A 19,979-nucleotide genomic window follows, 5' to 3' on the forward strand; every position below is an offset into this window, starting at 1 on the left:
TACATAAGGCCAGTCGATCAAGGCAAAACCGGAACGCTGCCCCGGCATGCTCTTGGGATCTTCCAGGGTTTCGAAGCGAATGAATTTAGCTTTAGAGGTTGGCTCGACTTCCTTGAGTAAAGCCGAGATGGGAAAACCAATCCATGGAATGACCATCGACCAGGCCTCCACACACCGGAGTCGGTAGATCCGCTCCTCCAGCTGATAGGGCTTCATGAAGTCTTCCAGCGCATACCGTCCGGGCTTACCCACCTCGCCGTCCACCACCACACTCCAAGGTTCGGTTTTCAGCGCGCCAGCGTTGGCGGCCGGATCACCTTTATCGGTGCCGAACTCATAGAAGTTGTTGTAGTGGGTCGCATCCTTGAACGGCGTAATCGCCTCGTCCTTGACGCTGACCGCGCCCCACTTAGTAGAAGGAAGCTTTTCGGCAAACCAGGAAGGTGCCTTGCCAGGCTCGACGTCGGCATAACGTGGCGCATCGTCGGCAGAAGCCCATCGCGGCAGACTGCCCACAGCCAATCCGGCGACAGCAGCACCGAGCACATTGCGTCGAGAAAGATAGAAGGATTCAGGCGTGACGTCTGACTCATGGCAGTCAGACGCTTTGGGGATTTTGATCAGCATGACGACTCCGCAGCATTGGAGGACAGATGCACCAATAGACTGCGGAGTATGAGGGAAATTACGTCACTCGGCGTTTTTGTGCCGACGAAGGCGCAGCAGGTATTGCACCGGACCGGAAGCTGCGTAAGCGAGGAAAACCAGCAGCAGGATGCGCGGCGGATCGCTGAACACCACGGCAAACACCAGCACCACGGCGAGAATCGCCACGAACGGTACGCGCCCTTTCAAGTCCAGCTCCTTGAAGCTGTTGTACTTGATGTTGCTGACCATCAGCATGCCGGCGGCCGCGACTATCAGCGCCACCAGGAAGGACATCTTGGAACCCTGGATGCCGTAATCACTGAACGCCCAGACAATGCCGGCAACCACACCGGCAGCAGCCGGGCTGGCCAGACCGATGAAGTAGCGTTTGTCGGCGGTGCCGACCTGGGTATTGAAACGCGCCAGGCGCAAAGCCGCGCCAGCCACATAAATGAAGGCCACCATCCAGCCGACCTTGCCCATATCACCCAAGGCCCAACCGAACGCCAGCAATGCCGGCGCAACACCAAAGGCAACCATGTCCGACAGCGAGTCGTACTCGGCACCAAAGGCACTCTGGGTGTTGGTCATGCGTGCGACGCGACCATCAAGGCCGTCGAGCACCATGGCGACAAAAATGGCGATGGCGGCAAAAGCAAAATACTTGCTCGCACCGATCGAATCACCGGCACTCAAGGCGCTTTGGGCGCTCATCGAGTTGATGATGGAATAAAACCCTGCGAACAGGTTCGCAGTGGTGAACAGATTCGGCAGAAGATAGATACCACGATGCCGGACTTTACGACCTTCAGCGTCATGCCCTTCTTCGATGTGCTCATCGATGGGCAGCAGGCTTTCGGCGTCAGAAGCCTGGTTTGGCTCTTCGGGACGTTCGCTCATGGACATTACCTTGCAACGGGGTGGAAAGTTTCGACAGGTGTCTGGGACGAGGGTTCGGCCGCAAACGATGCAGCTTTATACCAGAACCGGCCTCCCAAACGAAAAAACGCGGCCTAAGCCGCGTTTTTCGTACAAGTGCGCGACTTAGTTTTTAGCTTTGTCGACGATCTTGTTGGCACCGATCCACGGCATCATGGAGCGCAGTTGCTCGCCGATGATTTCGATACCGTGAGCGGCGTTGTTACGACGCTTGGCGGTCATCGAAGGATAACCGGTTGCGCCTTCGCTGATGAACATCTTGGCGTATTCGCCGTCCTGAATACGTTTCAGGGCGTTGCGCATGGCCTGACGGGATTCGGCGTTGATCACTTCCGGGCCGGTCACGTACTCGCCGTATTCAGCGTTGTTGGAGATCGAGTAGTTCATGTTGGCGATACCGCCTTCGTACATGAGGTCAACGATCAGTTTCAGTTCGTGCAGGCACTCGAAGTAGGCCATTTCTGGCGCGTAGCCAGCTTCAACCAGGGTTTCGAAACCGGCTTTGACCAGCTCAACGGTACCGCCACACAGAACGGCTTGTTCGCCGAACAGGTCGGTTTCGGTCTCGTCCTTGAAGGTGGTTTCGATGATGCCGGTACGACCGCCACCCACGCCAGCAGCGTAGGACAGTGCAACGTTTTTGGCGTTGCCGGACGCATCCTGATAGATCGCGATCAGGTCAGGGATACCGCCGCCTTTGACGAACTCGGAACGCACGGTGTGGCCCGGTGCTTTCGGCGCGATCATGATCACGTCGAGGTCAGCGCGCGGAACAACCTGGTTGTAGTGAATCGCGAAGCCGTGGGAGAAGGCCAGGGTGGCGCCTTTCTTGATGTTCGGCTCGATTTCGTTCTTGTACAGGGCAGACTGGAATTCGTCCGGGGTCAGGATCATGACCAGGTCGGCAGCAGCAACAGCGGAAGCTACGTCAGTCACTTTCAGGCCATGGGCTTCGGCCTTGGCAACAGTCGCCGAACCTTTACGCAGGCCAACGGTAACGTCAACGCCGGAGTCTTTCAGGTTGCACGCTTGAGCGTGGCCCTGGGAACCGTAACCGATGATGGCAACTTTCTTGCCCTGGATGATCGACAGGTCGCAGTCTTTTTCGTAATAAACTTTCATGAAATTCCCCTATATATCCAGGCCGTTCAGGCCATTCGCTAATTTGGTTTAGATGCTGAGTACTTTGTCGCCGCGGGCAATACCGGTTACGCCGCTGCGGACGGTTTCCAGGATCGAAGCGGTGCCAATGGACTGAATGAAGCTGTCGAGCTTGTCGCTGGTACCGGTCAGTTGAACGGTATACACGCTAGCGCTGACATCGACGATCTGCCCACGATAAATATCGGTAGTGCGTTTGATCTCGGCACGCTGGGCGCCGGTGGCCTTGACCTTGACCAGCATCAGTTCGCGCTCGATGTGAGCACTCTCCGACAGGTCGACCAGCTTGACCACTTCGATCAGCTTGTTCAGGTTCTTGGTGATTTGCTCGATCACTTCATCATGGCCAACCGTGGTCAACGTCAGACGCGACAGGGTCGGGTCTTCGGTTGGCGCTACGGTCAGGCTTTCGATGTTGTAGTTGCGCTGCGAGAACAGGCCGACTACACGAGACAGAGCGCCGGGTTCGTTTTCCAGAAGCAAGGAAATAATGTGCCGCATGATTAAGTACGCTCCGTCTTGCTCAGCCACATATCGCGCATGGAGCCGTCTTTGATCTGCATCGGGTAGACGTGCTCGCTGGCATCGACCTTGATGTCAATGAACACCAGGCGATCCTTCATGGCGAACGCTTCTTCCATCATCGGCTTCAAATCTTTCAAGTCGGTGATGCGCATGCCGACGTGACCGTAGGCTTCAGCCAACTTGACGAAGTCCGGCAACGATTCCATGTAAGAGTGCGAGTGACGCGCGCCGTAGCTCATGTCCTGCCACTGACGGACCATGCCAAGCACGCCGTTGTTGAGCAGGATGATCTTCACCGGCAGGTCATGCTGCAAGCAAGTCGACAGTTCCTGGATGTTCATCTGGATGCTGCCTTCACCGGTCACACAGGCGACGTCAGCGTCCGGGAAGTTCAGTTTCACGCCCATTGCAGCAGGGAAACCAAAGCCCATCGTGCCCAGGCCACCGGAGTTGATCCAGCGATTCGGCTTGTTGAAGCGATAGTACTGCGCCGCGAACATCTGGTGCTGACCCACGTCGGAGGCCACATAGGCATCGCCCTTGGTCACTTCGCACAGGGTTTCGATCACGGTTTGTGGCTTGATAATGCTGCCGTCACCCTTGTTGTAAGGGAACATGTCGCGACCACCGCGCCACTCCTCAACTTGCTTCCACCAGTTGGCGACCGCTTCCTTGTTAGGGGTTTCGCCGATTTCCTTGAGGGTAGCGACCATTTCGGTCAATACGCTTTCCACCGGCCCTACGATAGGAACGTCAGCCTTGATGGTCTTGGAAATCGAAGCCGGGTCGATATCGATGTGGATGATCTTGGCGCTTGGGCAGAACTTCGACGAACCGTTGATGACACGGTCATCGAAACGCGCGCCGACGGCCAGGATCACGTCCGCATGGTGCATCGCCAGGTTGGCGGTGTAGCTGCCGTGCATACCGAGCATGCCGAGGAACTGGCGGTCCATACCCGGATAAGCGCCAAGGCCCATCAAGGTATTGGTGACCGGAGTGTTCAGCAGTTGCGCCAACTCGGTCAACGGCGCGGAGCCGTTACCCAGAATGACACCGCCGCCCGCATAAATGATCGGCCGCTTGGCCGCCAAGAGCATTTCCACGGCTTTGCGGATCTGGCCCGAGTGGCCACGAACCGCCGGGCTGTAGGAACGCAGCTTGGCTTTTTTCGGGAAAACGTATTCGAACTTCTCGGCCGGGTTGGTCATGTCTTTCGGGATATCGACAACGACAGGACCAGGACGACCGGATTGTGCCAGGTAGAAGGCCTTCTTCATGACTTCCGGGATTTCCGAAGCATGCTTGATCATGAAGCTGTGCTTCACGATCGGCCGGGAGATACCGATCATGTCGGTTTCCTGGAACGCATCGGTCCCCACCATGGTGCTAGGCACCTGGGCGGTCAGGATGACCATCGGGATCGAGTCCATGTACGCCGTGGCGATACCGGTAATGACGTTGGTCGCGCCGGGACCGGAGGTCACCAGTACGACGCCGGCCTTACCGGTGGCACGCGCATAGCCGTCAGCCATGTGCGTGGCAGCCTGCTCATGACGAACCAGAATATGTTGAACAGATGGTTCTTTGAACAGCGCATCGTAGATATGCAATGCGGCACCACCCGGGTACCCATAGATATACTTGACGCCTTCGTCACGCAAAAAGCGGACGATCATCTCACCGCCAGATAAAAGCTCCACGTTGTCCACCTCTAAAACGCCAGAATACCGTCCACCTAAAAGGGACGGGTCTTAATAGGTTTACTTCTCAGCAGAGCATGAGCGACGGTGGTCGCCGACTACGTCAGCACTGACTGAGCAAGTATTGGGATCGTCCCAAGTGTTGCGGGCCTTTCCCACCCAGCGCGAGGTAACGCGTTGCGGGTGTAACAGGTCGGCGCGGATGTGCGCCTCATGATCTGCTGAGTGGGCCTGCTTCTGGCAGTCCCTCTACAGCGGACTTTGGATTCTTCTGTTTCGTCCCCTGCAAGTCAAGTCGTCAATGTGCTTTATTGAAGTAAGCACATGAGAAAGCAAGAAAAAACCGCTAAACCGCAACTGTGTTAGCTTCAATTGCGCAACTTATGGCAAGGAAATGGCATGCGAACGTTCTTCATGGTCACTCTGCTGATCAGCCCTTTGTGTATGGCCGGTCAGATCTACAAATGGGTCGACGCCCAAGGCGTTACCCACTTCGACGCGCAACCGCCCCAGGGTCAGGAAGCCACCACCGTGGTCACGCCCTCCCCTCCTGCTGGCAAACCTGCCACGCTGCCACGCAGCAACGTCATCGGCGACCAACAGGCGATCGACAAGACGGTTAAAAAGCAGGTCGCCGAGCAGCAAGCCCAGCTCAAGGTTTTTTGCGAGCAGGCGCGAACTAATCTGGCTCAATTGCAAAACAATCCGCGGATACGGGAGGATGTTGACGGTGAGATGCGTCGCCTGACCGACGAACAACGTCAGGAGCGCATGACTGAAGCACAGAAGCAGATCAAGGATAACTGCCAGTAAGCATCTGTAGGATGCCGAGCTTGCTCGGCTCCTACAAAATGACCGGATTCAGCGGGAGGCAGTGATCAGCAGGTCGAACTCTTTGAGCAGCACCTGTAACTGCCGATCCTTGCCCTGGACATTGCGGGCGGCGAAGACCATTTCGGCCATCTCCTGAATCCCCGACGCGTTGGGCAATGGCAGGTCCTGTTCGAGGATCGCTTTCATGCGCGGCAAGAAGATCCATTGCAGCCACTGCTCGAAATCCAGCGTATCGACCGAGAACGGCTCGACGCTGGAAAGCGCTTCCGCGGAGGGCGGGACGTCGTCCCACCAACCCTGAATTCGCAATTCACGCTCGATCAGTAACAACTGCTCGGCGATTTTCGGGAAGCGTGCATCCATCACGAAGCAACCTTGGCCTTCTGACGGGCCAGTGCAGCGCCAGCGGAATCACCCTGTTTCTCACGCGCCTGGGCAATCAATGACCACAGGCTGGCCTGAAGGGCCGGACGACCATTGGCGAACGTCAGGCCGCGACGAGCGAATTGCTCGGCTTGTGGCGCATCGCCTTGAGCCATGCGCACCTGCGCCAGGCGATAAAGCACTTGCGGTTCACGCGGCGCGACGCGTTGGGCGCGCTCAAGGCTGGAGGAAGCACCGTTGAGATCACCGCTCGCCTGTTGCTGCTGAGCGGTCGTCAGCAGCGCCAAGACCGGACCGTCCAATTGCTCGTCGGCAGACAAGCCGCCACCGGTGCTGGCCGAAGGAATTCCGCTCGGCGTCGACGGCATGCTGTAGCTGCCCTGATTGACCGGCGCCGACTGAACCGGCGTGGTATCGATCGGCCCTGGGGTAATCGGGCCTGGCGTGATCGGCGCAGTGCTGATCGGCGCCGATGTCACGGCACCGCCACCTGGCACCATCACCACCACACCGGTGTCGCCCTGCGGGATCGCCTGAGGCTGGGCTTGCACAGGGCGTTTGGTCGTCGTCTGACGGTAACCGCCATTCGCCGAAACACGCTCACTGTTGGACACGGCGCTGCCGGAATCCACAACCGGAATCGAGCCGCGCTGTACGCTGGAGCAACCGCTGAGCAAAGCCACGGCGGTAACTGCTGGAATCAACCACTTGTTCACTTGAAACCCTCTTTGCTTAATTCATCCAGCCCTTGACCCAATCCATCACCGTTTCGCCGGAAACAGGGCTTTCGCCACCGCAAGCGGCGCCGGGAGGCGGTTCGCTGCCGCGAATATACGGCATCTGCACCGCACCTGGGCAGTTGGCATCAGAGCCTTGCCCGGTGCGCGAATCGACCCAGGCTTGAACAATGTTATCCGGCTGCGGCATGTCCAGCGGCAGCGGATCGGCCTTGCGCATGAAACTGGTCCAGACCTGTAAGGCACCGGTAGCGCCGGTGAACGGCGTCTTGCCGTTGTCATCGCGACCCAGCCAGACCACGGCCAGCAAGTCCTGACTGAAACCGGCGAACCAGCTGTCTCGTGAGTCGTTACTGGTACCGGTCTTGCCCGCGAGGGTCAGGGTTTTCGGCAGCACGTTATAAACCGAACTGCCGGTGCCTTCACGCATGACACGCTGCATGGCGCTCTGGATCAGGTAAATCGAGGCCGGATCAAAACGCTGCTGAATCTGGAACGGATAACGCTTGAGCGGCTCGCCTTCGGCGGTCAGTACGCTGCGGATCCCGCGCATCGGGGTATTGAAACCACCGTTGGCCAGGGTCTGGTACATGGTCGCCACTTCGATCGGCGTCATACCGCCGGCCCCCAGCAACATCGATGGGAATGCCGGAAACTCGCGAGTCACGCCCAGGCGTCCCAGGGTTTTCAGGACATTCGGCACGCCCACCGCCAACCCGAGACGCGCGGTCGACAGGTTGTAGGAATGCGCCAGGCCCTGGTACAGGAATACGGTGCCATGGGAGCGACGATCATAGTTCTGCGGCTTCCAGACTTGGCCATCCGCGCCTTTGACCGAGAAGGAATCGTCCGACAGCCAACTGGTCAAGGTGTACTGGGTCGGTTTCTCAAGGGCTGTCAGATATACCGCCGGCTTGATCAACGAACCGATCGGTCGTACCGCATCCAGCGCCCGGTTGAAGCCGGCGAAACTGGCCTGACGGCTACCGATCATGGCCTGGACTTCGCCGGTTTCCGGGTTGGTCACAACCATGGCCGCTTCGACGTCATCGGAACCCTTGCGCCCGGAGAGTCGCTTGAAGGTGTCGTTGACCGACGCTTCCGCTTTCATCTGCAGGATCGGGTCGAAACTGGTGAAGATCCGCAGACCTTCTTCGGTCAAGTCTTCGTCGCGATAGTCTTCGCGCAGTTGACGTTTGACCAGATCGAGGAAGCCCGGGAACGAGCTGTCCGCCAGCTTGCCGCGTGTGGTCACACCCAGAGGCATTTTCTTCGCAGCAGCGACCTGTTCGGCGGTAGCTACACCTTGTTGCTCAAGGACATCGAGCACGAGGTTGCGCCGTTCAAGCGCCCGCTCAGGGTTGCGACGCGGGTTGTAATAGGACGGCCCCTTGACCATGCCCACCAGCATTGCCACTTGATGCAGCTTCAGTTCGGACAATGGCTGCCCGAAGAAAAACTGGCTGGCCAAGCCGAAACCATGCACCGCGCGCTGGCCATCCTGACCGACGAACACTTCATTGAGGTAAGCCTCAAGAATTTCTCGTTTGTCGTAATGCAGCTCAAGCAACATCGCCATCATGGCTTCGGTGAGTTTACGGGTCAGGCTGCGTTCGCTGGTCAGGTAGAAGTTCTTGACCAACTGTTGCGTCAGCGTACTGCCGCCCTGGGTCATCTTGCCGCCAGACGTATTGACGTAAACCGCGCGGGCAATCGACTTGGGCGATACGCCCCAGTGGCTATAGAAATCCCGGTCTTCCACGGCCACCAGGGTTTCCAGCAGATACGGCGGCACCTGATCGATCTTGATCAGAATGCGGTCTTCGAGGTTTTTCGGGTAAATCCCGCCGATCAGCAGCGGCTCCAACCGCACCACAGAGAGCTTCGAACCGTTCGTCGCCGAGAGTTCGGCCACGTAGTCGCCCGAGAAGCGCACACGCACGGGCTGAGCTTTCTCCAGGCCTTCATAGAACTGGAAACCACGGGTATTCAAATCGACGGTATTGCCGCTGACCGCTGCCGCGCCGGGGCCGTTGCTCACGGCTTCGCGCCGGTAGCCCAAGGCATCGAGTTCGGTGAGGAAGTCTTCCTTGCTCAGTTTCTGCCCGGTAAACAGCTCGAGCGGGCGCGCATATACCTTGGCCGGAATGGTCCAGCGCTTGCCGGAGAACTTCTCCTGGACAATAGCGTCGAGGTAAACCGCGAATCCGGCGAGCACCACGAGGCCGACCAGACTGAGTTTAAGGGCCCAGCCCAGCCAGGGGCTCAGGCCCTTGGAAGGTGGTTTTTTAGGGGTGCGGGGGGATCGAGTACGAGTCATGGGCGCGGATTATACGCACTTTATTCATACTCAACAGAAGCCCTCCGAGGTTTGCGTCGGGCGGACTTGCGGCCATAATGTCGGCCTTGAATTTTCCCAGCCTCTGAAGGATCGCCTGTGAGCCAGTCACTGATCGCTGCCCTGCAAAACCCGGCCCTCTACCCGCATCCCGTAGACGCTTTCCAGGTTATCGAGACTCATATTTCCTGGGTCATCCTCACGGGCCCCTTTGCTTATAAAGTGAAGAAACCGATGAACTTCGGCTTCCTCGACTTCACCAGCCTCGATGCTCGGGAACATTTCTGCGCTGAAGAGCTGCGTCTGAACCAGCGTCTGACTCAGGATTTGTATCTGGACGTGTTGCCGATTACCGGCAGCGCCGAAGCGCCACAACTGGGCGGAGATGGCCCGGTCATCGAATACGCGCTGAAAATGCGTCAATTCCCACAAAGCGGGTTACTCAGCACCCTGCAAGCCAATGGCGAATTGACCACGGCGCACATCGACGAGATGGCCGCGCAAATCGCTCAATTCCACCTCAGCGCACCAAAAGTGCCTGCCGAACACGAAGCCGGCACACCGGATGCCGTTATGGCGCCGGTACGCCAGAACTTCGAACAGATCCGCCCGTTCCTCAGCGACAAGGCTGACCTGTTGCAACTCGACGCGCTGCAAGCCTGGGCCGAAAGCAGCTTCGAACGCCTCAAGCCGCTGTTCGCACAGCGCAAGGCCGACGGTTTTATCCGCGAATGCCACGGCGACATCCACTTGGGCAACGCCACCGTGATCGATGGCAAGGTCGTGATCTTCGACTGCATCGAGTTCAACGAACCATTCCGCTTCACCGACGTGTATGCCGACACCGGCTTCCTGGCGATGGATCTGGAAGACCGCGGGCTGAAATGCCTGGCGCGTCGTTTCATCAGCCAGTACCTGGAGCTGACCGGCGATTACCAGGGGCTGGAACTGCTGAACTTCTATAAAGCCTATCGCGCACTGGTTCGCGCCAAGGTCAGCCTGTTCAGCATGCCGGCCGACGCCACCCCGGTGCAGCGCGCGACCACCCTGCGTCAATACCGCAATTACGCCAACCTGGCGGAAAGCTACAGCACCATTCCTTCGCGCTTCATTGCCATCACCCACGGTGTTTCTGCCGTCGGCAAGAGCCGCGTGGCCATGCGCCTGGTGGAAGCGTTGGGCGCCATTCGCCTGCGTTCCGATGTCGAGCGCAAACGCCTGTTCGGTGAGCAAACCGTGCCGAATGATCCACAGGCCGGCATTTATAGTGCCGACGCCAGCGCCGCGACTTACGCCCGCCTGCATGAAATTGCCACGGTGATCCTGCGTGCCGGCTTCCCGGTGGTGATCGATGCCACTTACCTCAAGCGCGAGCAGCGCGACGGTGCGGCGAAAATCGCCGAAGCCACGGGCGCACCTTTCCTGATTCTTGATTGCAATGCCCCGCAAGCAGTGATCGAGAGCTGGCTGGCCCTGCGTCAGGCCGATAAAAAGGATCCGTCTGACGCCAACCTGACCGTAATCGCAGCCCAGCAAGCCACTCGTGAAGCGCTGACGCCCGCAGAAATCCTCTGCAGCAAACGCGTGCAGACAAATGAAAGCGGCACCCTCGACACCGTTGTTGCGCAGATTCGCCAACGCCTGCCGGGCCTGTAAAAACTATTTCAGCCGTGAAGCCTTCGCCGGCTTCACGGCTGTCAGATAGTGGCACTATACTGGCGTCATAAAACCAACAGGTGATGTGACATGAGCCAGCCCAAACTTCTCGACACTCCGCTTTATGCTTTGCTGCACAAAGACGACATCACAGGTTTCAATAACGAGCGGCCCAAAGACGGCACGATCGACATGGTCGGTGGCGATTTCCGTGGTCTGGACTTGCGTGAGCTGAACGCCGACCGCGTCGATTTTTCCGACGCCTATTTCCGCTCCGCCGACTTGCGCGGCATCGACTTCCGCCATTCAAACCTGGAAGGCGCAAGCCTCGCCCACGCGCAAATCTCCGGCGCCTACTTTCCGCCTGAGCTGAGTGCGGACGAGATCCTGATGTCGATGAATTTCGGTACACGCCTGCGGTATCGCACCCGCTAAAAGCGACCTTTGAACTGACCAGTCCGGCGCCCCCGCTTTGCGCTGGACTCTGGGCGTTATTGCCCAATAGACCAATCCACGCCCTCTGTTCCTGCCGCGTTCGCGGACTTTCGCACAGCTTCCATTATTTTCCTCTTAGAAGCTTTTGCGTCGAAACCGACCAAACAATCACGCTTTTCCTACTGATGGCTACACTCCTCAGAAGCTTGCCCACGCACCATTCGGCCATCGCAAGGAGGCTTGATGAATGATGAACTGCAACACCTGAAGAATCTTGGCAAGACGTCGGCGCAGTGGCTGCATGCCGTGGGCATCCACAGCGCCTCGGACTTGCGTCGCCTGGGGGCGGTGGACGCTTATCGGGCCGTGCGCACGCGCGGGTTTCGAGCGTCCAAGGTGTTGTTGTATGCAATAGAGGGTGCATTGATGGACGTGCACTGGAACGACATTCCCGCCGAGCGCAAGGAAGCCTTGAACAAACAGCTGGAAGCTATTTCGTCACGCCACAAGAATTGAAACGGCACAGCGGCCATACACCTGCTGAGGCCAACCTACTCAAAAGACAGCCTGAAGCCCAATGATTACGGACGCTTGCAGCGAGGGGCCGACGGATTTCAAACAAATCGGAAATCAGCGGTTGACTTGGTAATGAGAATCGCTATGATTATCACAACTGGTCGCGAGACTGGTCGATATTTGAAAAGCCCTTGGTTCGGACTCTCAGATATCTCCTCATCAGGCTAATCACGGTTATTTGACCCGGCTCTTGCCGGGTCTTTTTTTGCCTGTGGAAAAGTCCTTCCTCTACTTGCCGAACTGCTTACGCATCTGCGCGCAGTAATCCGGCGTCGCGGTGGCAGGCGTGTACCAGACGTAATCGGCCATTGCCGCCGTCACCTCACTGCCCTGCTGCGCCAGCATCAACACCCTCGGAGCCTCGGGCGCACCCAGATCAAGCACATGGATTGGCACGCCGACATCCTTGCGCGCGTGGTAAGCCCCGGCGAACAGCAAAGAAGGCGTTGGCGCTGCCAGTAACCGCTCGGCCATCCGCCGATCACGTTGTTGCTGGACCGCCAGCATTGCCGGCATTTGTGATTCGGGCAGCAGGCCGCAGTGAGCATCGCTGATTTGCGCCAGCAACGCGTCCCTGACCGAAACAGCGTTGGAGCGCGAGCCGTTTAATGTCGATGGGTTGGCGTAGACGGAACGGACTTCAAGCGTGTCCAGATTGGCCGCCAGCAGCGGGTACGGCTGGGTCAGGGCGAAACGTACGATAGGCCCGTATAGATTCCAGTCCCAACCAGATTGCCAGGCCAATGCACCGGGCAAGTTCGCCGGTGGCGTCGAAGCATGGCGAATGTCATCGACGCGCAGCTGTTGATCCGGCGTGAGCATTTCCAACAGCAAACTGCCTTGCGGCCGCTGCTCACCGAGAGACTGCAGTAACCACAGTTGCAGTGCATGGTGATCGCGATTGTCATGCTGCTCGCCGACGATCAGCCGCGAAGGCTTCTGCAACCGCTCAACCAATTGCTGGGGCGTGAGGGTCTGGCCGCTGCGCAAGTCGCGAATCTCACCCGTGATCGGTGGCGGCACCGAAACATGCTGACAAGCCCCCAGAAACAGCACGGCCAGCATCAAAATCCCACGCATCGTCTCATCCCTATGAAAAAGTCAGCGGGCGATGATCAGCGGATGCCCACGCTCCGGGTGCTGTTGCACCAGCACTTCCAACCCGAACACGGCCTTGAGCGGTTCCGGGCGCAACACTTGCTCGGGGGTGTCGAGCGCCACCGGGCGTCCGCCTTCGAGCAGTAACAGGCGATCACAATAGCGCGCCGCGAGGTTCAGATCATGCAGGATCACCAGCACCGCCGCGCCGCGATCGGCGAACTCGCGCACCGCTTGTAAGGTGGTGTGCTGATGCAGCGGGTCGAGCATCGACGTCGGTTCATCCAGCAACAGTGTCTGCCCGGCCTCCCCCGGCCAGAGCTGCGCCAGCACGCGCGCCAGATGCACCCGCTGCCGTTCGCCGCCGGACAGCGCCAGGTAGCTGCGCCCGCTCAGGTGCCCGGCATCGGCAGCGTGCAATGCGGCGGCGACGATTTCATCGTCCCGCACCCGACCACTCTGATGCGGCAAGCGGCCCATGCCGACCACTTCTTCAACGCGAAAAGCGAAGTCCAGGGTTGATACTTGCGGCAACACCGCCAAACGTTGCGCGCGCAGTGCGCCGGCCCAGTCACTCAACTCGTGTTCATCGAGCCAGACGCTGCCGTGATCAGCCTTCAACTCGCCACACAAGGCACCGAGCAAGGTGCTTTTTCCGGCGCCATTTGGCCCTAGCACGCCGAGAACTTCGCCCGGTTTGAGTTCCAGCGTGATGTCCGTCAGAACGATCTTTCGCCCACGACGGATTTGCAGATTATGCGTTCGCAACATCAGGCACGTCCTCTGAGCAACAGATACAGAAAGAACGGCGCACCGATGAAAGCCGTGACAATTCCGATGGGTAACTCGGCGGGCGCCAGCGCCAGTCGCGCCACCAGATCGGCAAACAACAGAAGACTCGCCCCCGCCAGCACAGACGCCGGCAACAGCACCCGATGATCGGGACCGGCCAGCAATCGCACCAAGTGTGGCACCACAAGACCGACAAACCCGATCATCCCCGCCGCCGCGACCGCTGCGCCGACACCCAGCGCGGTGCAGAACACCAGTTCACGCTTGAGCCCTTCGACATCGATGCCCAGGTGACCCGCCTCCGATTCGCCCAGCAGCAACGCATTCAAGGCCTTGGCCCGGCGCGGCAACCAGAGCGCCACACCGGCACTCACCAGCAATAACGGCCAGAGCCGCGAATAGCTGGCGCCATTGAGGCTGCCCAGGTTCCAGAACGTCAGGGTGCGCAGGGTCGCGTCGTCCGCCAGATAAGTAAACAGTCCCACTGCCGAACCGGCCAGCGCCGTCAGCGCGATACCCGCCAACAGCATGGTCGCCACGTTAGTCTGCCCGTTGCGTCGACCCAGTCGATACACCAACGCCGTCACACCGAGGCCGCCCAGAAACGCACACAGCGATAACAGATAAGGCCCGAAGGATTCCGGCAGACCACCGAACACCGAGCCACCGACGATCGCAATTGCGGCGCCCAAGGCTGCGCCACTGGAGACCCCCACCAACCCCGGGTCGGCCAAAGGGTTACGAAACAGCCCCTGCATCGCCACGCCGGACAGTGCCAAAACCCCGCCCACGGCCAAACCCAACAACGTACGCGGCAGGCGAATCTGCCCGAGGATCAGTTCGGCCTGTTCCAGTCCATCGGGCGCGATGGGTAACCCGATCAGCCGCAACGCCGCGCGCAAGGTATCCAGCAACGGCAAACTCACCGGCCCCAGCGCCAACGACAGCCAGATCGCCAACAAACACAGCACGCTCAGGCCAATAAACAGCACACGCGGTTTAACCAGAATGGTCATTGGCCGGCCGTACCGGGGTAAAAACCGTCAGAGAGTTTTTTCAACGCCTCAGGTAAACGCGGCCCGAGACCACCCACCAATAACGTCGGATCGAGCTCCATGACTCGCTCATCCTTGACCGCGCGGGTCGAGGACAGAATCGGATTTTCCTTGAACAACGCCGCGCGCGCCGCCTCGCCGGTCAACGCCCGGTCGGCGAACACCAGCACGTCCGGATCGAGACTGACCAGCGATTCATTGGAAAAAGGTTTGTAGCCGGTGTGCGTTGCCAGGTTGTGCCCACCGGCCTGTTGCACCAACCAATCGGCAGCGGTGTCCTTGCCGGCGATCAGCGGTTTGCCGCCCGCGTGGCCGAGCAATAACAGCACGCCCGGCGATGTTTCCTTCAACTGCGCCCGGGTGACCCGGATCTTTTGCTGATCGAGTTGCTCCTGGTAAGCCTGAAACAACTGCGAAGCCCGATCCTCTGCGCCAAGCAACTGGCCCAAATGCTGGAGATTGCCTTGCAACGTCAACAGATCCGGCTGGGCCGAGAACAGTTCGACCTGCACGCCCGCGCTGCGAACTTGCGAAAGCACTGGCGGCGGCCCCATTTCTTCGGTGCCGATCAGAATCTGCGGGCGTAAGCTCAAGATGCCTTCCGCCGAGAGTTGCCGCTGGTAACCGATGCTCGGCAATGCCTTGAGGGATTGCGGGTGCTGGCTGGTGGTATCGACGCCCACCAGTTTTGATTCAGCGCCCAGCGCGCTGACCCACTCCGACAACGCGCCACCGGCACTGACCCATCGTTGTGGTAACTCGGCCGCTGCGGCGTGATGACTGACGAAGAGTCCGACACAAAGCGCAGCAACGCGGGTACTCAGGCGCATAAACAGCTTCCTTTAAGGGTTTTCCCGGGCATCGGGATGCCAGGCCAAGCATCCTCGACCTCTGGCACCTGCACCCGACGGGCGAAGCGGCCATTTGATAATTGTTTGCATTTGCACGTCAAGTGCAGACGTTTCCTACGACGCGCGGCGATATTTGAGGATAGACATGAAGTTTCTGTGTGCTGGCATTGAGCTGGCCGATGCCAGCAGCCGAGGTTTCGACATCGACGGCCAGAAACTCTTTGCCGTGCGCCGGGGCGGCCAGGTTTACGTCTACATCAATCGCTGCCCGCACCGTGGCGTCGGGCTGGAATGGAAGCCCGACCAGTTTCTCGACCCCAGCAACAGCCTGATCCAGTGCGCCACCCATGGCGCGCTGTTTCTGATCGAGGATGGCGAATGCGTCGCCGGCCCATGCGCCGGACAATCCCTGACCCGCGTCCCGTGCCGCGAAGATGAGCAAGGGATCTGGGTCAGCCTTTAACCGTTTAGCAACACGTCCAGACGCCGGTCGACCACCATCTCTTCGTGGCTCAACCGTACGCCGTACGCCAGCACTTCAACCCCACATGCCACCGCCTCATGCAGCGCGTCGGCGTAGGCCGAATCGATTTCCTTTGCCGGGCGCACAGCGTCGATGCCGGTAAGATTGACGCAATACAGCTGCACCGCACGAATCCCGTCCCGGGCCAGATGGGCCAATTCGCGCAAGTGCTTGGCCCCGCGCTGAGTGACGGCATCGGGAAACGCCGCCACCGATGAACCATCGAAGCCCAGGGTGACGCTTTTGACTTCCACATAGGCCGGCCCGCTCGGGTAATCGAGACGGAAATCGATGCGGCTGCTTTCCTGACCGTAGGCCACTTCGCGCTTCAGCTCGGTAAAGCCGTTCAGTTCGGTGATGACGCCGGCCAGCAGTGCTTCCTCAATCAAACCGTTGGCCCGTCCGGTGTTCACGCAAAACAAGCGGCCCTGCGGGGTTTCTCCGACTTCCCAAGTGCCAGGCAGTTTGCGTTTGGGGTCGTTTGAGCGACTGAACCAGACTTGCCCGCCCTCGACCTGGCAATTAAGCATCGAGCCGGTGTTCGGGCAGTGAATGGTCAGCAACTCGCCGGTAACGGTCTCGATATCGGCGAGAAAACGCTTGTAACGACGGATCAAGCGACCTTCTTCAAGTGGAGGATGAAAGCGCATCAGCCTTGCCAGCTCCGCAGACCACGAGCAATCCGCTCAACCGCTTCCTGCAAGCGCGGCAGGCTTTGAGTGTAGGCAAACCGCACATGATGCCCGGCCTGATAACGGCCGAAATCCAGGCCCGGGGTGATTGCAACGTGCTCGGTTTCGAGGAAGTGCCGGCAGAACGCGAAGGCATCGCCGCCGAACTTGCTGATATCCGCGTACAAGTAGAACGCCCCTTCCGGCTCCACGGCGATGCCGAAGCCCAGTTCACGCAAGGCGGGCAGCAGGAAGTCCCGACGGCGCCCGAACTCGGCGCGACGCTCTTCGAAAATCGCGATGGTGGCAGGCTCGAAACAGGCCAGTGCAGCGTGTTGGGCCATGCTCGGGGCGCTGATGTAGAGGTTCTGGGCGAGTTTTTCCAGTTCACTGACGGCCGCTTCCGGCGCCACCAGCCAACCGAGTCGCCAACCGGTCATTCCGAAATACTTCGAAAAACTATTCAGCACAAAGGCGTCGTCATCGACTTCCAGCACGCTGGCCGCATCGGTGCCGTACGTCAAACCGTGATAGATCTCATCGACCACCAGATGGCCGTGGCGCTCCTTGATAGCGGCGGACAGGCCCGCCAGTTCGTCTCGCGTCAGGATCGTCCCGGTCGGGTTGGCAGGCGATGCCACCAGCGCGCCGACGCTGTCATGATCCCAATGGCGGGCCACCAGGTCTGGCGTCAGTTGATAGCGCACGTCCGGACCTACCGGCACCAATTGCGCCGCGCCTTCGACCAGCCGCAGGAAATGCCGGTTGCACGGATAACCCGGGTCCGCCAGCAGCCAGTGTTTGCCGGGGTCAACCAGCAAGGCACTGGCCAGCAGCAGCGCGCCGGAACCGCCCGGTGTGATGAGGATTCGCCGTGGGTCGATGTTCAACCCATAGCGCTGCTGATAAAAGCCCGAAATGGCCTCGCGCAACTCGGGAATGCCGCGCGCCGCGGTGTAGCGGGTTTTCCCCGCAGTGAGCGCCGCCTGACCGGCCTGAATGATCGGCTCGGCCGTGGTGAAGTCCGGCTCGCCGATTTCCAGGTGGATCACGTCATGACCAGCGGCCTGCAATTCATTGGCCCGCGCCAGCAGCGCCATGACATGGAAAGGTTCGATCGCGCGACTGCGGGCACTGTAGGGCTGAGCCATTGGCCTTCCTTCAACGGGAAAAAAAACTGATTCTACCCAACCGTCGGAACGAGCGAGAACCTAAAGCGGTCAGAGCCGTTATATCCCTGGCTGTAAACGACTCAAGCGTGTGCCCCAGGTTTGACTAAAATCAATAATTGATCAGGTCTCCAGCACCACCAGACAAGGCTTTGCAATCATTTGCAAGCACCTTGGGCCACTACCTCGACATCCGGGAGTAGCGCGGTCCGATTTGATCTGGTAAGTTCGCCCGCTTGCAGCCGCAGGGCCGGCAGGTGTCGGTGATGGAGCAATCCTGCGCAATGGATTACAAGAGTAGAGGCGGTCCATTTCATGCCCACCCAAGCAAAGCAGCAAAACCAGTCGATCAGCGGTTTCGAACCCTACAAAGAAGTGAAGGGTGAGGAATACATGGGCAAGCCCATGCGCGCTCACTTCACCAAGATCCTGAACAAGTGGAAACAGGACTTGATGCAGGAAGTCGACCGTACGGTTGATCACATGAAGGACGAAGCGGCCAACTTCCCGGACCCGGCAGACCGTGCCAGCCAGGAAGAGGAATTCAGCCTTGAGCTGCGTGCCCGCGACCGCGAGCGCAAGTTGATCAAGAAGATCGACAAGACGCTGCAACTGATCGAAGACGAAGAATATGGCTGGTGCGAGTCCTGCGGCGTCGAAATCGGCGTCAAGCGACTGGAAGCCCGCCCTACCGCCGACATGTGCGTTGACTGCAAGACCCTGGCGGAAATCAAGGAAAAGCAAGTCGGCAAGTAACATCGACTTGAACGAAGAAACGGAGCGTGCGAACGCTCCGTTTTTGTTTCTGATATTTGCTGACACCTGTTGCGTCTTCGGAATCGCCTTCGCGAGCAAGCTTCGCTCCTACAGGAAATCGCGCCAACCTCTGTAGGAGCGAAGCTTGCTCGCGAAGGCGGCTTCAAGCCATGCTCAAAACGATTGGACAGCCTGACATCGCCTTATGACCGCCATCGCCTCCCCCACTTACATCGGGCGCTTTGCTCCCACGCCCAGTGGCCATCTGCATTTCGGTTCGCTGGTCGCCGCGCTGGCCTCGTACCTCGACGCCCGCTCCGTGGGTGGCCGCTGGCTGATGCGCATGGAAGACCTCGATCCACCCCGGGAAGAACCCGGTGCCCAGGCGGCCATTCTCAAGGCGCTGGAAAGCTACGGTTTCGAGTGGGACGGCGACATGGTCCGCCAGAGTGACCGGCACGAGGCCTACGCCGACGTGCTCAATCGCCTGTTCAATCACGGCCTGGCCTACGCCTGCACCTGCTCGCGCAAACAATTGGAGCCGTATCACGGGATTTATCCGGGACTGTGCCGCAATGCCGGCCACGGCACCGAAGACGCCGCGATTCGCCTGCGCGTGCCCGAGCTGGAATATCACTTCATCGACCGGGTCCAGGGTGAATACCGCCAACACCTGGGCCGGGAAGTCGGCGATTTCGTGATCCGCCGTCGTGACGGGCTCTACGCCTACCAATTGGCGGTGGTCCTCGACGATGCCTGGCAAGGCATCACCGATATCGTCCGTGGCGCCGACCTCCTCGACTCGACACCACGACAGCTTTACCTGCAGGAACTGCTCGGCTTTCCACAACCGCGTTATCTGCATATTCCGCTGATTACCCAGCCCGACGGCCACAAGCTCGGCAAGTCGTACCGTTCGCCGCCGCTGACCGCAGACCAGGCGACGCCCTTGTTACTGCGGGCCTTGCGCGCACTGGGGCAGAATCCGGGCGCCGAACTGGCGTACGCGACACCACGGGAAGTGTTGAACTGGGGCATCGCCCATTGGGATGCGCTGTTGATCCCGCGCACACTCAACCTGCCCGAAGCGCAACTACAGTGATCACACTTGCAGTGGCGCGCCCATCC

21 protein-coding genes (1 of these 21 cut by a window edge) are annotated in these 19,979 nt (G+C 59.4%); 7 read left to right on the forward strand and 14 right to left on the reverse strand.

What is annotated here, in order from left to right; all coding sequences use genetic code 11:
• The 5 genes from msrP to ACA057_RS26690 all read right to left on the reverse strand — a co-directional run.
• Positions 1 to 627: the 5' portion of a protein-methionine-sulfoxide reductase catalytic subunit MsrP gene (msrP, locus tag ACA057_RS26670; RefSeq protein WP_497343662.1), read on the reverse strand. Its footprint begins 387 nt before the window's first position; only the first 627 of its 1,014 coding nucleotides appear in the window; it begins with the start codon at positions 625 to 627; its stop codon lies off the left edge, out of view.
• Positions 628 to 690: 63 nt separating this feature from the next.
• Complete coding sequence (gene pssA, locus ACA057_RS26675; protein WP_497343664.1) at positions 691 to 1,548, reverse strand: CDP-diacylglycerol--serine O-phosphatidyltransferase; 858 nt, start codon at positions 1,546 to 1,548, stop codon at positions 691 to 693.
• Positions 1,549 to 1,692: 144 nt separating this feature from the next.
• The gene (ilvC, locus tag ACA057_RS26680) at positions 1,693 to 2,709 is read right to left on the reverse strand and encodes a ketol-acid reductoisomerase (protein ID WP_007948647.1); all 1,017 of its coding nucleotides are present in this window, start codon (positions 2,707 to 2,709) and stop codon (positions 1,693 to 1,695) included.
• Between the two features lie 48 nt (positions 2,710 to 2,757).
• Entirely contained in the window at positions 2,758 to 3,249 is a 492-nt protein-coding gene (gene ilvN, locus ACA057_RS26685; protein WP_003176102.1) for an acetolactate synthase small subunit, read from the reverse strand.
• Between the two features lie 2 nt (positions 3,250 to 3,251).
• Positions 3,252 to 4,976, reverse strand: coding sequence for an acetolactate synthase 3 large subunit (locus ACA057_RS26690; protein ID WP_497343666.1), 1,725 nt, complete (start codon positions 4,974 to 4,976; stop codon positions 3,252 to 3,254).
• A 399-nt stretch (positions 4,977 to 5,375) separates the two neighbouring features.
• On the opposite strand from ACA057_RS26690, the gene ACA057_RS26695 reads away from it, so the two are divergent.
• On the forward strand, positions 5,376 to 5,789 hold the full coding sequence (locus ACA057_RS26695; RefSeq protein WP_497343668.1) for a DUF4124 domain-containing protein: 414 nt from the start codon (positions 5,376 to 5,378) through the stop codon (positions 5,787 to 5,789).
• A 48-nt stretch (positions 5,790 to 5,837) separates the two neighbouring features.
• Here ACA057_RS26695 and ACA057_RS26700 read toward each other — a convergent pair whose 3' ends face one another.
• The 3 genes from ACA057_RS26700 to mrcB are packed head-to-tail and all read right to left on the reverse strand — an operon-like array spanning position 5,838 to position 9,251.
• Positions 5,838 to 6,173: a YqcC family protein gene (locus ACA057_RS26700; protein WP_497343670.1), complete on the reverse strand. Its 336-nt coding sequence runs from the start codon at positions 6,171 to 6,173 to the stop codon at positions 5,838 to 5,840.
• Positions 6,173 to 6,910 (reverse strand): tetratricopeptide repeat protein, encoded by a 738-nt coding sequence (locus ACA057_RS26705; protein WP_497343672.1) that lies wholly within the window; start codon positions 6,908 to 6,910, stop codon positions 6,173 to 6,175. The genes ACA057_RS26700 and ACA057_RS26705 overlap by 1 nt, the downstream gene beginning before the upstream one ends.
• Before the next feature lie 16 nt (positions 6,911 to 6,926).
• Positions 6,927 to 9,251 (reverse strand): penicillin-binding protein 1B, encoded by a 2,325-nt coding sequence (mrcB, locus tag ACA057_RS26710; RefSeq protein ID WP_497343674.1) that lies wholly within the window; start codon positions 9,249 to 9,251, stop codon positions 6,927 to 6,929.
• A 117-nt stretch (positions 9,252 to 9,368) separates the two neighbouring features.
• Between mrcB and ACA057_RS26715 the strand changes: the two genes are divergently transcribed.
• The 3 genes from ACA057_RS26715 to ACA057_RS26725 all read left to right on the forward strand — a co-directional run bounded on the left by ACA057_RS26715 (position 9,369) and on the right by ACA057_RS26725 (position 11,876).
• Complete coding sequence (locus ACA057_RS26715) at positions 9,369 to 10,925, forward strand: bifunctional aminoglycoside phosphotransferase/ATP-binding protein (RefSeq protein WP_497343676.1); 1,557 nt, start codon at positions 9,369 to 9,371, stop codon at positions 10,923 to 10,925.
• 90 nt (positions 10,926 to 11,015) lie between these two features.
• Entirely contained in the window at positions 11,016 to 11,360 is a 345-nt protein-coding gene (locus tag ACA057_RS26720) for a pentapeptide repeat-containing protein (RefSeq protein ID WP_497343678.1), read from the forward strand.
• 243 nt (positions 11,361 to 11,603) lie between these two features.
• Positions 11,604 to 11,876: a TfoX/Sxy family protein gene (locus ACA057_RS26725; RefSeq protein ID WP_007971093.1), complete on the forward strand. Its 273-nt coding sequence runs from the start codon at positions 11,604 to 11,606 to the stop codon at positions 11,874 to 11,876.
• 288 nt (positions 11,877 to 12,164) lie between these two features.
• Here ACA057_RS26725 and ACA057_RS26730 read toward each other — a convergent pair whose 3' ends face one another.
• Genes ACA057_RS26730 through ACA057_RS26745 form a run of 4 tightly spaced genes read right to left on the reverse strand, consistent with a single transcriptional unit; the run spans position 12,165 to position 15,711 of the window.
• The gene (locus tag ACA057_RS26730) at positions 12,165 to 13,016 is read right to left on the reverse strand and encodes a ChaN family lipoprotein (protein WP_497343680.1); all 852 of its coding nucleotides are present in this window, start codon (positions 13,014 to 13,016) and stop codon (positions 12,165 to 12,167) included.
• 21 nt (positions 13,017 to 13,037) lie between these two features.
• Positions 13,038 to 13,805 (reverse strand): heme ABC transporter ATP-binding protein, encoded by a 768-nt coding sequence (locus ACA057_RS26735; protein ID WP_497343682.1) that lies wholly within the window; start codon positions 13,803 to 13,805, stop codon positions 13,038 to 13,040.
• Entirely contained in the window at positions 13,805 to 14,788 is a 984-nt protein-coding gene (locus tag ACA057_RS26740; RefSeq protein ID WP_177333622.1) for a FecCD family ABC transporter permease, read from the reverse strand. The genes ACA057_RS26735 and ACA057_RS26740 overlap by 1 nt, the downstream gene beginning before the upstream one ends.
• Positions 14,789 to 14,838: 50 nt before the next feature.
• Positions 14,839 to 15,711 (reverse strand): heme/hemin ABC transporter substrate-binding protein, encoded by an 873-nt coding sequence (locus tag ACA057_RS26745; RefSeq protein WP_497343684.1) that lies wholly within the window; start codon positions 15,709 to 15,711, stop codon positions 14,839 to 14,841.
• 166 nt (positions 15,712 to 15,877) lie between these two features.
• Between ACA057_RS26745 and ACA057_RS26750 the strand changes: the two genes are divergently transcribed.
• On the forward strand, positions 15,878 to 16,195 hold the full coding sequence (locus tag ACA057_RS26750; RefSeq protein ID WP_401361972.1) for a Rieske (2Fe-2S) protein: 318 nt from the start codon (positions 15,878 to 15,880) through the stop codon (positions 16,193 to 16,195).
• Here the strand turns inward: ACA057_RS26750 and sfsA are convergent.
• Both sfsA and ACA057_RS26760 read right to left on the reverse strand, forming a co-directional pair.
• Positions 16,192 to 16,905 (reverse strand): DNA/RNA nuclease SfsA, encoded by a 714-nt coding sequence (sfsA, locus tag ACA057_RS26755; RefSeq protein WP_497343686.1) that lies wholly within the window; start codon positions 16,903 to 16,905, stop codon positions 16,192 to 16,194. The genes ACA057_RS26750 and sfsA overlap by 4 nt on opposite strands.
• On the reverse strand, positions 16,905 to 18,077 hold the full coding sequence (locus ACA057_RS26760) for a pyridoxal phosphate-dependent aminotransferase (RefSeq protein WP_497343688.1): 1,173 nt from the start codon (positions 18,075 to 18,077) through the stop codon (positions 16,905 to 16,907). Before ACA057_RS26760 ends, sfsA begins: the two co-directional genes overlap by 1 nt.
• A gap of 333 nt (positions 18,078 to 18,410) precedes the next feature.
• Between ACA057_RS26760 and dksA the strand changes: the two genes are divergently transcribed.
• Positions 18,411 to 18,851, forward strand: coding sequence for an RNA polymerase-binding protein DksA (gene dksA / locus ACA057_RS26765; protein ID WP_007902025.1), 441 nt, complete (start codon positions 18,411 to 18,413; stop codon positions 18,849 to 18,851).
• A 205-nt stretch (positions 18,852 to 19,056) separates the two neighbouring features.
• The gene (gene gluQRS / locus ACA057_RS26770) at positions 19,057 to 19,953 is read left to right on the forward strand and encodes a tRNA glutamyl-Q(34) synthetase GluQRS (protein WP_497343690.1); all 897 of its coding nucleotides are present in this window, start codon (positions 19,057 to 19,059) and stop codon (positions 19,951 to 19,953) included.
• The last annotated feature ends 26 nt before the right edge of the window (positions 19,954 to 19,979 follow it).

Source organism: Pseudomonas sp. LBUM1661, assembly GCF_059695925.1.